Source organism: Nonomuraea sp. NPDC050394 (assembly GCF_044459065.1).
In the GTDB taxonomy this organism is placed as follows: Bacteria; Actinomycetota; Actinomycetes; order Streptosporangiales; family Streptosporangiaceae; genus Nonomuraea.
This window is the reverse complement of sequence record NZ_JBITIO010000002.1, coordinates 690,925-704,405: the sequence shown is the minus strand read 5'-3', so window position 1 is coordinate 704,405 and position 13,481 is coordinate 690,925. Positions and strand designations below refer to the sequence as shown.

Annotated in this window: 12 protein-coding genes and 1 pseudogene; 5 read left to right on the top strand and 8 right to left on the bottom strand. The window is 71.5% G+C overall.

Going from position 1 to position 13,481, the window contains the following annotated elements; translation table 11 throughout:
- Positions 1-75: 75 nt before the first annotated feature.
- A complete protein-coding gene (locus ACIBKY_RS11285) occupies positions 76-2,931 on the top strand; it encodes a BTAD domain-containing putative transcriptional regulator (RefSeq protein ID WP_397096427.1) in 2,856 nt (951 codons plus the stop codon).
- Between the two features lie 4 nt (positions 2,932-2,935).
- On the opposite strand, the gene ACIBKY_RS11280 is transcribed toward ACIBKY_RS11285, so the two are convergent.
- The 3 genes from ACIBKY_RS11280 to ACIBKY_RS11270 form a co-directional block, all read right to left on the bottom strand.
- On the bottom strand, positions 2,936-3,109 hold the full coding sequence (locus ACIBKY_RS11280; protein ID WP_397096425.1) for a hypothetical protein: 174 nt from the start codon (positions 3,107-3,109) through the stop codon (positions 2,936-2,938).
- Positions 3,110-3,209: 100 nt separating this feature from the next.
- A complete protein-coding gene (locus ACIBKY_RS11275) occupies positions 3,210-4,562 on the bottom strand; it encodes a sensor histidine kinase (RefSeq protein ID WP_397096423.1) in 1,353 nt (450 codons plus the stop codon).
- Positions 4,555-5,229, bottom strand: coding sequence for a response regulator transcription factor (locus ACIBKY_RS11270; RefSeq protein WP_379616375.1), 675 nt, complete (start codon positions 5,227-5,229; stop codon positions 4,555-4,557). The genes ACIBKY_RS11275 and ACIBKY_RS11270 overlap by 8 nt, the downstream gene beginning before the upstream one ends.
- A gap of 437 nt (positions 5,230-5,666) precedes the next feature.
- Between ACIBKY_RS11270 and ACIBKY_RS11265 the strand changes: the two genes are divergently transcribed.
- Genes ACIBKY_RS11265 through ACIBKY_RS11255 form a run of 3 tightly spaced genes read left to right on the top strand, consistent with a single transcriptional unit; the run spans position 5,667 to position 8,642 of the window.
- Positions 5,667-6,758 carry an outer membrane lipoprotein carrier protein LolA gene (locus ACIBKY_RS11265; RefSeq protein WP_397096421.1) on the top strand — a complete coding sequence of 364 codons (1,092 nt, stop codon included), beginning with the start codon at positions 5,667-5,669 and terminating at the stop codon, positions 6,756-6,758.
- On the top strand, positions 6,755-7,702 hold the full coding sequence (locus ACIBKY_RS11260) for an ABC transporter ATP-binding protein (RefSeq protein WP_397096419.1): 948 nt from the start codon (positions 6,755-6,757) through the stop codon (positions 7,700-7,702). Before ACIBKY_RS11265 ends, ACIBKY_RS11260 begins: the two co-directional genes overlap by 4 nt.
- Positions 7,689-8,642, top strand: coding sequence for an ABC transporter permease (locus ACIBKY_RS11255; protein WP_397096417.1), 954 nt, complete (start codon positions 7,689-7,691; stop codon positions 8,640-8,642). Before ACIBKY_RS11260 ends, ACIBKY_RS11255 begins: the two co-directional genes overlap by 14 nt.
- Before the next feature lie 416 nt (positions 8,643-9,058).
- On the opposite strand, the gene ACIBKY_RS11250 is transcribed toward ACIBKY_RS11255, so the two are convergent.
- Both ACIBKY_RS11250 and ACIBKY_RS11245 read right to left on the bottom strand, forming a co-directional pair.
- Positions 9,059-9,778 carry a YcnI family protein gene (locus tag ACIBKY_RS11250; RefSeq protein ID WP_397096415.1) on the bottom strand — a complete coding sequence of 240 codons (720 nt, stop codon included), beginning with the start codon at positions 9,776-9,778 and terminating at the stop codon, positions 9,059-9,061.
- Positions 9,779-9,828: 50 nt separating this feature from the next.
- Positions 9,829-10,368: an MFS transporter gene (locus ACIBKY_RS11245; RefSeq protein WP_397096414.1), complete on the bottom strand. Its 540-nt coding sequence runs from the start codon at positions 10,366-10,368 to the stop codon at positions 9,829-9,831.
- A gap of 121 nt (positions 10,369-10,489) precedes the next feature.
- Here ACIBKY_RS11245 and ACIBKY_RS11240 point away from each other — a divergent pair, with 121 nt between their 5' ends.
- Positions 10,490-10,963 (top strand): hypothetical protein, encoded by a 474-nt coding sequence (locus ACIBKY_RS11240; RefSeq protein ID WP_379616363.1) that lies wholly within the window; start codon positions 10,490-10,492, stop codon positions 10,961-10,963.
- A gap of 50 nt (positions 10,964-11,013) precedes the next feature.
- Here the strand turns inward: ACIBKY_RS11240 and ACIBKY_RS11235 are convergent.
- The 3 genes and pseudogenes from ACIBKY_RS11235 to ACIBKY_RS11225 all read right to left on the bottom strand — a co-directional run.
- Positions 11,014-11,694 (bottom strand): annotated as a pseudogene (locus ACIBKY_RS11235) (ATP-binding cassette domain-containing protein); the annotation flags it as partial.
- Between the two features lie 2 nt (positions 11,695-11,696).
- Positions 11,697-12,485 (bottom strand): ABC transporter permease, encoded by a 789-nt coding sequence (locus ACIBKY_RS11230; RefSeq protein WP_397096412.1) that lies wholly within the window; start codon positions 12,483-12,485, stop codon positions 11,697-11,699.
- A complete protein-coding gene (locus ACIBKY_RS11225; protein WP_397096410.1) occupies positions 12,478-13,263 on the bottom strand; it encodes an ABC transporter permease in 786 nt (261 codons plus the stop codon). The genes ACIBKY_RS11230 and ACIBKY_RS11225 overlap by 8 nt, the downstream gene beginning before the upstream one ends.
- Between the last annotated feature and the right edge of the window lie 218 nt (positions 13,264-13,481).

Here is a 13,481-nt window from a genome sequence, read left to right as displayed (position 1 = left end):
GCCGAGCTGGGTTGCGATCGGAGTGCAGATCTTGTGCAACACCCGCTTGGAAGCATCACCGGCGGAGGAGAGCGGATGCGATTCAAGATTCTCGGACCGCTGCTGGTCGAACACGAGGGACAGGAGCTCCATCTCGGGGGCAGCCTCCAGCGGGTCGTCATGGCCATGTTGCTGCTCGAAGCGAACCGGGTCGTTCCCCTGGAGCGGATGATCGAGGCGGCCTGGGGGGAGAACCCGCCGGGCACGGCGCGCAACCAGGTGCAGATCCGGATCTCGCAGTTGCGCCGCGTGCTTCACGACACGGCGCAGCCGTACCACACGCTGATCACGCGCTCGCCCGGCTACGTCGTGAAGGTGGACCCGGCGCGGCTGGACCTGACCGAGTTCGACGACCTGATCACGCGGGCGCGCGGCGAGGAGCCCGAGCGGGCCGCGCGCACCCTGCGCGCGGCGCTGGCGCTGTGGCGCGGGCCCGCGCTGTCCGACGTGGACAGCGACCTGATCCGGCCGATGGTCCATGACCTCGAGGAACGCCGGCTGCTGGCCCACGAGCAGTGCGTCGAGCTGGAACTGGGGCTCGGGCGGCACCTGGAGCTGGTCGGCGAGCTGCGGCGGCTGGTCGAGGCCCACCCGCTGCGCGAGCGCCCGCACAACCACCTGATGCTGGCCCTGTACCGGTCGGGACGGCAGGCCGAGGCGCTGGACGCCTTCCGCGCCTACCGCGAGATGCTTCTCGACACGCTCGGGCTGGAGCCGAGCGACGAGCTGCGCCGCCTGGAGCTGGCCATTCTCAACCAGGAGGACGAGCTCGACCGGCCCGCGCCGCCCGTCAGGCTCACGCCGGTGCCGCGCCAGCTCCCGCCGATGATCTCCACGCTCTCCGGCCGCTCCGCCGAACTGGCCAGGCTCACCGGCATGCTGGCCGGTTCCGGCGCGGACGGGCCGCTGCCCATGGCCGCCGTCGTGGGCCGCGCGGGCGTGGGCAAGACCGAACTGGCCGTGCACGCCGCCCACGAGCTGTCCTCCCACTACCCCGACGGCCAGCTCTACGTGGACCTGCGCGACGGGCAGAGCGAGGCCACGGACGTGCTCAGCATGTTCCTGCGCGCGCTCGGCGTCAGCGCCATCCCGCGCTCGGCCGAGGAACGCGGCGCCCTGTTCCGCTCCACGGTCGCCGGGCGCAGGCTGCTCGTCCTGCTCGACAACGCCGGATCCTTCGAGCAGATCTGGCCGCTGCTGCCCGGCGGCGCCCCCTGCGGCGTGCTGGTGACCGGCCGCGAGCGGCCCATCGGGATGGCCGAGCACTGGGTGGTCAGGCTGGAGGTCCTGGACGACGCCGGTTCCGTCCGGCTGCTCATGGGCGACGTCGGCGAACGGCGCGCCGCCGCGGAGCCCGACGCGCTCAGGAGGCTCGCGGCCCAGTGCGGCGGCCTGCCCCTGGCGCTGCGCATCGCCGGGGCCCGGCTGGCCGTGCGCCCCCAGTGGACGATCGAGACCCTGGTCGGCCTGCTCAGCGACTCACGCACCATGCTCGACGTGCTCAGCCACGGCGACCTGGAGGTCCGGGCCAGCCTGGAGGTGTCCTACCGGGGCCTGTCCGCGCGGGCGCGTACCCTCTTCCGGCGCATCGGACTGGCCGACAGCCCGCAGACGACCGCCTGGATGGCCGGCGCGCTGCTCGACGGCGACGCCGAGCAGGCACTCGACGAGCTCGTCGGCGCGTCCCTGCTGACCGTCCGGGGTGGCCACTACGCCATCCACGATCTCGTACGCGCCTTCGCCGGCGAGCGCGCGCAGACCGAGGAACGGCGCGAGCAGCGGCTGGCCACCCTGGAACGTGCCTGCTCCGCCTTCGTCCGCCTCAGCGAGCGCGCGCACGAGCGCTACTACGGCGGCCACTTCACGCTCCTGCGCGGCAAGGCGGGACCCGGTCCCTTCGCGCCCACGCTGGCCGACGCGCTCATCGGCGACGACCCGCTGACCTGGCTCGACGGCGAGCGCGCCACGCTGCTGGCGCTCGTGCGCCAGGCCGCGGCGCACGGCCTGGACGAGCTGTGCTGGAGCATCGCGATGACCGCGATCACCCTGTTCGAGACCCACGGCTACTTCGACGAGTGGCGCGCGGTCAGCGAACTCGCGCTCAAGGCCTGCCGCGAGGCGGGCAACATCCGCGGCGAGGGCGCGATGGTCTACTCGCTGAGCTCACTCGCGGTCTTCCAGCAGAGGTACGGCGAGGCCCACCCCATGCTGACCGAGGCGCTCGACCTGTTCGACGAGATCGGCGAGACCCACGGCCGCGCCCTGGCCCTGCGGAACATGGCGATGGTCGAGCGGATGCGCGGCGACGTCGCCGCCGCCAGGGAGCGCTACGAGCAGGCCCTGCCCCTGCTGCGCGCCGTCGGCGACCGGGCCGCCGAGGCCCACGCGCTGGTCAACCTGGCCGTCATCCACCTGGAACGGGGCACGCTCGACGAGGGCGGACCCATGCTGGAGCAGGCGCTGGAGATCTTCCGGGCGGAGGGCGTGCCACGCGGCGAGGCCCAGGCGCTCAACTCCATCGGCCGCCTCGCGCTGCTGAAGGGCGAGGGCCGGCGGGCCCTGGAGGCGTTCGAGGCGGCGGCCGTGATCGTGCGCGACGTACGCGACCGGATCGGCGAGGCCTACGTCATGCAGGGCATCGCCGAGGCCAGGATCGCGCTCGGCCAGCCCGACCGGGCCAAGGGGACGCTGGCGGCCGCGCTGGACCTCGCCGAGCGGCTGGGGGAGCGGCTCATCTCCGGCAGGATCCGGCTGAACCTCGGGCTGCTGATGATGGAGGGCGGCGAACGGGCCGCCGAGTCGCACCTTCAGGAGGCGTACGCGTTGTTCGAGGAGATCGGTGCCGAACCATGGCGGGCGAAGGCCGCCGAGGCCCTCGCCCGCGCGCGCTGACCGGTCAGGTGCCCGGGGTGGGCGAGCCGATCGGGTTGGGCCAGTGCATGTCGTCGTCGTCGCACAGCGGCTTGCCTTCGCAGCCGGGTACCGGCTTGGCCACCGCGGTGGAGGCGACCGCCACGGTGCCGCCCGCGAGAGCCGCGGCCAGGCCCAGGGCGATAAGGATGTTGCGCATGGTGTTTCCTTCACGTTCGTTGATCGCGGACGGCGCGCGTCCGTCCCGGGGGAGCGTAGGGGACGGCGCTATCGATCCGCTTTATGAGCCTTAGCGGCTTCTACGTGGTTTTGCGGGCGGCGGGGAGCTCCACCACCACGCGCAGGCCGGGCAGCGCGTCCTCCAGGTACACCCGGCCGTCGTGCGCGCGCACCGTCTCCCGCACGATGGCCAGGCCCAGCCCCGCGCCGCCTTCGTCGCGGCCCCGGCCCGAGTCGAGCCGGGTGAAGCGGTCGAAGACGCGCTCGCGGTCCTCCGGCGGGATGCCGGGGCCGTCGTCGGTCACGGTCAGCACGCCGTCGGCGGTCAGCGCCACCTCCACCTTGGAGGCGGCGTGGCGGACGGCGTTGTCCAGCAGGTTCGTCAGCACCCTGGTCAGGTCGAGGGCGTCGCCGGTCACCAGGACCGGGTCGCAGGCCACCAGGTGGGCCTCGCCGTAGCGCTCGACGCAGCGCCGTACCACCTCATCGAGGTTGACCGGCTCGCGGCGGGCAGGACGGCCGCCGCGCTCGTCGAGGCGGGCCAGCGCGAGCAGGTCCTCGGCCAGGCGCGACAGGCGCAACGTGTCCTCCAGCACGCCCTCGGCCGTCTCCTGCCAGTCGGCTCCCTCCGGATGTCCCAGCGCCACCTCCAGTTGCAGGCGGATGCTGGCCAGCGGGCTGCGCAGCTCATGGGAGGCGTCGGAGACCAGCGAGCGCTGGCGCTTCTCCGCCTCCTCCAGGCGGGCCAGCATGTCGTTGAGCGTGAGCGCCAGCGCGTGCACCTCGTCGCGGGCCTGCGGCACCGGCAGGCGGCGCGAGCGGGCGGTGTGGGTGATGTCGGCCGCGCCCCTGCGCAGCGCGGCGATCGGCCGCAGCGTCCTGCCGATGATCAGCCAGCTGGCCGCGGCCAGCAGCACCACCAGCGCGGGCGTGCCCACGAACAGCACCTTTCCCGCCACGCCCAGGCTCCGTACGATCTCGCCGATCGGGCGCGCCGCCAGCACCGTGCGGCCCCGGTCCGCGCTGACCGCCACGACGTGCAGCGGCCCGGGGATCGCGTACGGCCGGCCGTCCAGATAGAGCGCCTCGCCCTTGAGCGCCCGCTGCCTGGCCGGCGCGTCCAGCAGTGGGACCAGCCGGTCGGCGCCGTAGGTGACGTTCGAGATCCGGCCGTCGCGCTCCAGAACCTGCACGATCGTCCCGTCATGGGTGACGATCGGGCTGGTCAGCATCTCGTTGTCGGCCTTGACCCGCACCGTCTGCGCCTGCTGGCGCAGCGAGTCGTCCACCGTGCCGAGCAGCGCCCGCTGCAGCACGCTGAGCAGTACCGACGCCGAGATCGCCAGCGCCAGCGCGAGCACCGCGGCGGCCACCATGGTCAGCCGGAACCGCAGCCCCTGCCGCCGCCACCAGGCCAGCGGCGAATCAGCCACCGTCGCCGGCCAGGCGGTAGCCCGCGCCGCGCACGGTCTGCAGCGCGTTCCTGCCGAACGGGGCGTCGATCTTGCGGCGGAGATAGCCGACATAGACCTCGACGACGTTCGGGTCGGTGTCGAAGGTGTCCCAGACGTGCTCCAGGATCTCCGACTTCGAGACGACCTCGTCCCGCCGCCGCAGCAGGTACTCCAGCAGCGCGAACTCCCGTGGCGTCAGCTCGACCTGCGCCTCGCCACGCTCCACCCGCCGCCGGGCGGGGTCCAGCGACAGATCCCCGGCGGTCAGCACCGCCGGCCGCCTGCCCGCGTCCCGCCTGAGCAGCGCCCTGAGCCGCGCGACCAGCACCACGTAGGAGAACGGCTTGGTCAGATAGTCATCGGCCCCGAGATCGAGGCCGTCGGCCATGTCGTACTCGCCGTCCTTGGCCGACAACATCAGGATCGGCACCCAGTTCTCCTCGGCGCGCAGGTGCTTGCAGACGTTGTAGCCGGACAGGCGGGGCAGCATGATGTCCAGGACGACCACGTCGTACTCGCCGTTGCGGGCCAGGTGCAGCCCTTCCTCGCCGTCGTGGGCCAGATCCACGGCGAACCCCTCCGCCTGCAGACCACGCTGCAGCGCCGCCGCCATACGCCGCTCATCCTCGACGACCAGAACCCTCATGCCCTGGAGTGTAGGCACCCCCGCCTGAGAACCCTCTCAGCCCCCAAACCACACGCTCCCGCGCTTCCGGGCACCCGCGACCCTTGTAGAGCGCCGGTGCGGCGGGATGGGGTGTGGCGGAGGCCGGCGCCAAGTGTGCGGGGCCCGGCCCGGGGCCGGGGTAGCCGGGTAGAGGGGGCCGTCGCGGCGGGGAGTTGTCCGACGTGAGAAGCGATCCCCCCGACCTGCGCCGACACACGTCGGCGGGTGGTGCGGGCGGCGGCTTCGCCGTAACGGATGGGGCGGAAGACGAAAAGGGGGCAAGGGCGGAGAGACGCGAAGGGAGCCGGGAGGAGCTGAGAGGGCTCTCAGACGCTCTCAGGATCACCTAAGGACCGATGCACCACGGTGGGAACATCCGCATACCGTGAAGGAGTGAGATGCGCAGAGGAACGATCGTGAGGTGGGGGGTCCCGATCGCGGCCGCCGCCGTGATCGGCGCGGCGGTCGGCGCCGGTCCCGTGATCGCCGCCGTCAGCGGCGAGCCCGTCCTGCCCGAACGTACGGCCGCGCAGTTGCTGGCCGATGCCGCCGCGGCGGTCAAGAAGGCGGGTGGGCCGCCGGCGATGTCGGGCACGGTCCAGCAGACGGCTTCGCTCGGCCTGCCCGCGCTGCCCGGTCAGGGTGACGCGGCCTCGCCGCTGGCGTTGTTGTCCGGTTCGCACGAGGTCAAGGTCTGGTACGGCGCGCAGGACCGGCTGAGGATCGCCCTGCCCGGCCAGATGAGTGAGACCAACCTGATCGTCAACGGCGAGCAGGCCTGGTATTGGGACAGTGGCACGAACACCGCGACCAAGGTGAAACTGCCCGCCGCGTCCGAGCGGAAGGACCCGCTGGCGACGCCGAGCCCGACGGATCTGACGCCGCAGCAGGTCGCCGAGACGTTCCTGGACCGGGTCAACGAGGACACGGGCGTCTCGGTGACGAACACCGCCGAGGTCGCCGGCCGCTCCGTCTACCAGCTGGTGCTGACGCCCAAGGCGCAGAGCTCGCTGGTGAAGGAGGTGCGCCTGGCCCTGGACGGCGAGAACTACCAGCCGCTGCAGGTTCAGGTGTTCGCCAAGGGCTCGGCTGAACCGGCTTTCCAGGTCGGGTTCACGCAGGTGACGTTCAGCCCGCCGGCCGAGGAGAACTTCGCCTTCACCCCGCCCGCGGGCGCCAAGGTGGAGGAGAAGGACATCGGCCAGCTGCGTGAGCCGGCCGCCGGCCACGACAAGGAGACCGAGAAGGCCGCCGAGCAGGTCAAGGTTGTCGGCAACGGCTGGACGAGCGTGGCGGTGCTGCCGTTCAAGCAGGACGGGCAGGACGGGAACTCGCGCGAGGCCCAGACCACGAAGCTCATCCTCGACCAGGCGACCCCGGTGAGCGGCGCATGGGGCTCCGGCAAGATGATCAAGACCAAGCTGGTCACCGCCCTGCTGACCGACGACGGCCGCCTGCTGGCCGGCGCGGTCACCCCTGACGAGCTCGTCAAGGTCGCAGGCCAGTGACATCCGAGGTCATGTTGGAAGCGGGGGCGCCCTCCGGGGCGGCCCCGCCCGCCGCCATCACCACCAGTGGCCTGACCAAGCGCTTTCGCGGCGGCCAGGTCGCGGTGGACGCGATCGACCTGGACGTGCCGAGCGGGTCCGTCTACGGCTTCCTCGGGCCGAACGGCTCGGGCAAGACGACCACGATCCGCATGCTGCTCGGGCTGATCGCGCCCACGGAGGGCACCTTCACGATGCCGCCCCTGACCACGGTGGGGGCGCTGGTGGAGGGTCCGGCCTTCTATCCGTACCTGTCGGGCGAGGCCAATCTGCTGCGCTTCGACGCCGCCGACCCGAGCGCGCCGCCCAGGACCGCCAGGACGCGGGCCGCGCAGGCCCTGGAGCGGGTCGGTCTCGCCGCCGCCGCGGGCAAACGCATCCGGGCGTACTCGCTGGGCATGCGCCAGCGCCTGGCCATCGCCGCCGCGCTGCTGCGGCCCCGGCGGCTGCTGGTGCTCGACGAGCCCACGAACGGACTCGACCCGCAGGGCACCCGCGAGGTACGGGCCCTGGTCAAGGACGTCGCCGCCGAGGGCACGACCGTGTTCGTCTCCTCGCACCTGCTGGCCGAGGTCGAGCAGATGTGCACCCACGCCGGCATCATGAGCGCCGGGCGGCTCGTCGCCCAGGGCACCATCGCCTCGCTCAGCGGCGGGCGCGCCGCCCGGATCAGGATCGACACGCCCGACCTGGAAACGGCCGCACGGGTGCTGACCGCGCTCGAACTGCCCGACGTGCGCGTGGGCTCCGACGTGACCGCCGAACTCGGCGGGCAGGCGCCGGAGCGGATCAACGCGGAACTGGTCGTGGCGGGCGTGGCCGTACGCGGGCTGTCGGTGGTGCGCACGAGCCTGGAGGACGTGTTCGTGGGACTGACGGGGGAGGGGTTCGATGTCGACGGCTGACACCCAGACCGGCACACGCCGGACGCCGGGACTGGTGCCGGTGAGCGAGACACGGCGCAGCGCCGAACGCGCCGCCGCGCCGCGCGAGCCGTCCGTGCTGGCCGAGCCCGAGCCGTCCGGCGGGGTGGTGGCGTTCTGGCGGTTGCTGCGCTCTGAGCTCGGGCTGACGTTCCGGCGCCCGCGCAACCTCATCATGCTGGGCGTGCTCGCGCTGGTGCCGGTGATCATCGGCGTCGTGCTGAAGAGCATCGGCACCGAGGACGCCGACGGCGGCATGGGCGCGCTGCTGGCGGCCACGGCCGGGAACAGCCTCATGCTGACGTTCGTGGCGCTGTCGGCGCTGGTGCCGTTGCTGATGCCGATCGCGGTCGCGGTCGTCGCCGGTGACTCGATCGCGGGCGAGGCCGGGGCCGGGACCCTGCGCTACCTGCTGGCCGCGCCGGCCGGGCGGGGACGCCTGCTGGCGGTCAAATACCTCAACGCGGTCATCTTCTCCGTCGCCGTGACCGCCGCCGTGGCGGTGTCGGCGCTGGTGGTGGGGATGGCGTTGTTCCCCGTCGGGCCGGTGACGCTGCTGTCGGGGACGACCGTGAGCTTCGCGGACGGGCTGGTGCGCATCCTCATCACCGTCGGGTACGTGAGCGCGGGGATGGCGGCGCTGGCGGCCGTCGCGCTGGCGCTGTCGACGCTGACGGAGGTGTCGATCGGGGCCATCGCGGCCACGCTGGTGCTGATCATCGTCACGCAGGTACTGCGGGCGTTTCCGCAGCTGGACTGGCTGGCGCCGTATCTGCTGCCGACGCATTGGTCGGGGTTCGACGGGGCGTTGCGTGATCCCATCGGCGACATGTCGGGCGGGCTGCTGGCCTTTGCCGCGTACGTCGCCCTGTTCTTCTCCATCGCCTGGGCCAAGTTCTCCGGCAAGGACATTTCTTCATAGTCGCCTTTTGTGGCTTTCCTTTACGGCGGGCCGGGTGGGCGCCACCCGCCGACGTGGGCTCGCGCAGGTCGGGGGGATCGCTTCTCACGTCGGACGTGGCACCCACCGTCACGGCCCTTCGCTGACCGGGGACCGTGGCCGTTCGTGGTGCGCCGGGCTCGGCTGTGACGCGTCTCGCCGTCGCGGCGCCGACAATCCTGGGGGCGCGGTGGTGGTGCCCTGTCTCCGGCGGGGGGAGGGGCCTTGGACTTCGGTGGGCGTTCCGGGGGTGCGTTACCGGGAGGCGTCCGGTCAGGGGATCTTGGGGGTGGGGTTCCCTGGCTTGGGGTTTTCCTGGACCCGAGCCTTGGGGGTCGGGTCCAGGGGGTTGGGCTCTGGAGGTCGGGTTCCGGGGATCTGGGGTTCCCGGGTTGGGGTCAGGAGGGGCGGCGGCGCAGGGCCAGGGCGGCTACCACCAGCCCGATGACGCCCACTGCCAGGCCGGCGCCGCCCAGCAGGCGGGCGGTGTTGTCGGAGGAGGCTGACGAGGCCGCCACCGGGGTCAGTGACGGCTTGGCTGCCGGGGCGGTGGTGGCCGGGGTCGCGGGGGCGCCGTGGGCGCCGGCTGTCGCGGGGGTCAGCTTGAGGACGGGGGCCGGGTGTTCGGCCTCGGTGCCGTCGGACTTGGGGGCGTCAGCCCACTTGACCACCTCGCCGCCCGAGTAGGTCTGCGTCGTCGGGAAGATCAGCTGGTCCACGTCCTTCGGGAGCTGGCCCATCGAGACCTCGAACTCCTGGAACTCGCCCGGGTTGATCTTGCCGCCGGACCACTCGACCTTGGTGACGGCCTCTTCCAGGTCGCCGAACTCCGTCTTCACCGGCTGGGGCAGCTTGCCCTCGGTGACCTTGACGGTCCAGCCGGGCACGGGCTTGACGCTGACGAAGGCGAGCGGGTGGTCGGTCGGGAAGGCGACCTCGATCTTGGTGGTGCCGGCGTCGTCGCGCTCGTTCGGCACGCGGAAGGCGACCTTGGTGAACCCGCCCTGCTCGGCGGTGCCCGGGTTGATGGTGACGTGGGCCAGGGCCGGGGCGGCCAGGCCGAGGGTGAGGGCTGAGGCGGCGGCGAGTACGGTCGCGGCACGTCGGAGGAAGGACATGCGGAAGTCTCCACTTCGCTGGTAAAGGGGATGAAAGGGGTGTCAGATGGTCAGGCGGGAAGTGGAGGACCGCGCCTGCCGACGGTGAGCGCGACGGCCGGGCAGACCGGTACGCGGCGGGAGGTGAAGAAGACGGCCTGCCGTACCCGGGCAGGAACGACGCACGCGAGCAGCAGCACCCATCGGCGGCCCAGGCGGCGCAGCAGCGACCACAGCGCGCCCTCGCCGCGCGCCAGCCACCAGCCCGTGAGCAGGGTGGCGATGAGGTGCGTGAGGAGCATGCCGGTGTTCTGGCCGAGACCGTGCTCGGGGTCGGTCAGCGGTGAGAGGACCGCGGGGCCGGACCCGTAGCCGAAGGCCGTGTGCAGGGCCAGCTGGGTGGCGATCAGCACGGTGTTGATGGTGACCGGGGTGCGTTCGCGGCCGGACAGGACCGTGCCCAGCGCCATGACCGCCGCCAGGCTCAGGCAGAAGAAACCCGGCGTGGGGGCGGCGCCGCCGGCCATGGTGTGGGCGAGCGCGGCGAGTCCCACGCCGACCGCGGCGAAGGCGGCCGAGCGGGTGAGCCGGAGCGGGAGTTGGGCGCGCATGGGTTGCCTCATGCTCTCACGGGGCAGTGGTTGTGGTAGTCCCAAGGTGACCAATGCCTGGCTGATTTGTGGCTTTTGTCGCTAGGGTCTGTGCCGATCGCGTTGACATGAGGTGATGACGTTGCGGCACTTCGCTGGCTTACTTCTCGGCCTGGTGGTGACAGCCGCCGTGCTCGTAGGCGGAGGATGGGCAGTCCAGCAGGCGTTCGTCGCCGGCATGGGCACGCCCGTGAGCGGGCAGCGGTTGTGGATCGCGCTCGGGGCCATGGCGGCCGTCGGGCTCGTGGTCGGGCTGGTGGTGGCGGGGCGGGTCTCGCCCCTGGCCACGTTCGTCCCGTCCCTGGTGCTTCTGGCGTGGACGGTGGTCTACGCCCTCGACGCGGTACGCGCGCTGTCGCTCATCCCCGACCAGCCCACCATGCACTGGCTGCTCACCGAGGCGGGCGCGGGCAACAAGGCGATGCTGACCTCGGGCTTCTATGCCCTGCTCGGCGTCGCGATGTTCATCCCCGTGCTGATCCCCTCCCGCTGGGCCCGCCGCTACGACGACATGGACGAGGAGTACGAGCAGACGCAGGAGAGCTCCTACTACTGAGCGCCCGCGGTGTAGAGGCGGGTGACGACCTCCTCCAGGGAGCTCTCGCCCGCCATCAGCTCATCCAGCGTGCCGTCGAACTGCATCCTGCCGTGGTCGATCACCATGACCCGCCTGCACAGGCGTTCGATGTCGCCGAGGTCGTGGGTGGTCAGCAGCACGGTGGTGCCCCGCTCGGCGTTCACGCGCCGGAGGAAGGCGCGGATGCTGTTCTTGCTGACGACGTCCAGGCCGATCGTGGGCTCGTCGAGCACCAGCACCTCGGGCGCGTGCAGGAGCGCGGCGGTCAGGTCGCCGCGCATGCGCTGGCCCAGGCTGAGCTGGCGCACCGGCGTCTTCATGAACCCGCTGAGGTCGAGCGTCTCGACGAGCTCGTCCAGCCTGACCCGGAAGTCCTTGCGATCTACTTTGTAAAGGAGCCGGATCAGTTCGAAACTGTCCTTGAGCGGGAGATCCCACCACAGCGTCGTGCGCTGGCCGAAGACCACGCCGATGCGCCGGGCCACGACCGTGCGCCTGCGTGAGGGGTCGAGCCCGGCCACGCGTACCGTGCCCGAGGTGGGGGTGAGGATGCCGCAGAGCATCTTGATGGTGGTGGACTTGCCCGCGCCGTTGGGGCCGAGGTAGCCGACGAACTCCCCCGGCGTCACGGTGAAGGACAGATCGTGTACGGCGTGCACGACGTTCCTCTTCACCTTGAAGGAACGCCCGGCCCGGTCCAGCTCGATCATGGTCAACTCCCGGTGGATCGGTAGCGTCGGATGCCCCGGCGCCAGGCCAGCCCGGCCAGCAGGGCGAGGACGAGGGCCGCGACGGGCCCCAGGAAGCGCATGAACTCCGGCGTGCCGAAGGGATCGGGCAGGCCGAGGACGTACAGGCCCGGCTGCCAGTTCACGAAGGCCAGCGGCAGCACGTACGTCACCCCGCGCACCAGTTCCCTGCCGTAGATCGCGAACGGGTACTGGGTGAGCTGCCCGCTGCCGTAGGTGAACGCGCTGGACACCTCCGGCGCGTCGGTCAGCACGAACTGCAGCGCCCCGGCCAGCGTCCAGAGCGCGGAGAAGATGACGAACCCGCAGCCGATCATGATCGGCACCATCCACAGCCGCGACCAGGGCAGGTCGAGCGCGGTCACGGCGTAGCCGAGCACGAGCAGGGCTTGGAGCACCCGGCCGATCCGGGTGATCAGGAAGCGGTCGGTGGCCGTCTGGATCCAGGTGCTGACCGGGCGGATCAGCATGGTGTCGAACGTGCCGGCCTTGATGTGCATGCTGATCCGGTCGAGGTTGCTGACCAGCATGTCGCAGAGCGCGAAGGCGACGTTGGAGGTGCCGTACAGGAAGAGCACCTGGTCGCGGGTGAAGCCGGCCAGCGTGGTGGTGTTGGAGAAGATCACCAGGATGGCGGCCACGTCGAGTCCGGCGACCACGAAGCCGAGCACCGTCATGATCGTGAACGAGACCGGGTACGCGGCCGCGGCGCGCGTCCAGGTCCAGGCCAGCAGCACGTAGGTTCTAACCACCCTGGATCACCACCCGGTGGCGGATCAGGCGGGTGCCGAGCGCGCCCAGCCCGAGCATCACCGCGACCCAGAGCACCTGGACGCCGAGCGCCTGCCAGACGTCGGTCTTGCCCAGGTAGACGTCCATGGGAATCTGGACCATGGCCGCCCACGGCAGCGCCGCGGCCAGGTCGCCGAGGAAGCCGGGGAAGATGCCCAGCGGCAGCATCATGCCGCTGAAGAAGGTGGTCAGCACGAGGGAGAGAGCCTGGGTGCCGCGGTCGTCGAGCAGCCAGCACACCGACAACGCCACCAGGTAGCGCCAGCCGAAGCTGACCACCACGCCGAGCACGAAGCTGACCAGGAAGGCGCCCGCGTTGTCCGGCGCGGTGATGCCGAACAACAGGGCGCCGAGGATCGTCGGCGGCAGGCCCCGCACGATGAACAGGTAGCCGGCCCGCCCAAGGTCCTCCGCCAGCGCGCACAACTGCAGGGAGGCGGGCCGGACCAGGTCGAGGGCGATGTCGCCGCTGCGGATGCGTTCGGGAATGGTCAGGCCGCCGCCGAACAGCTGCATCGGGCCGATGAAGGCCTGGGTGATGAAGCAGAACGTGACGGCGTCGAGCACGTCGTAGCCGGCCAGGCCGGGCCTGGCCTGCCAGAGGGCGATGAGGACGTAGGCGCGCAGGATGCCGAAGACGCTGTTGGTGAAGGCGCCGGCCAGCGCTGCCGCGACATAGGTGGCGTGTTTGCGGAAGCCGTACCGGACGAGCCGGGCGTAGAGGAGAATGGTGTGCACCTCCGGAGAGTGAGGGCACGACAACAACCCGTGCGCGGGAGTGCGCACGGGTATGCCGGGCAAGCCATGTATTATGCGCCGCCGTTCCGGTGCCGGCAACGGGTTTTTCTCATGGTCGGCCAGCCGTCCCTTCGCGGTCGCGACGTCGCCGCGGAAGATCAGGATCACGTCGTACGGCTCCCGCCCCGCCCGCGTGTGCATCGGCGCCCCAAGTCGAG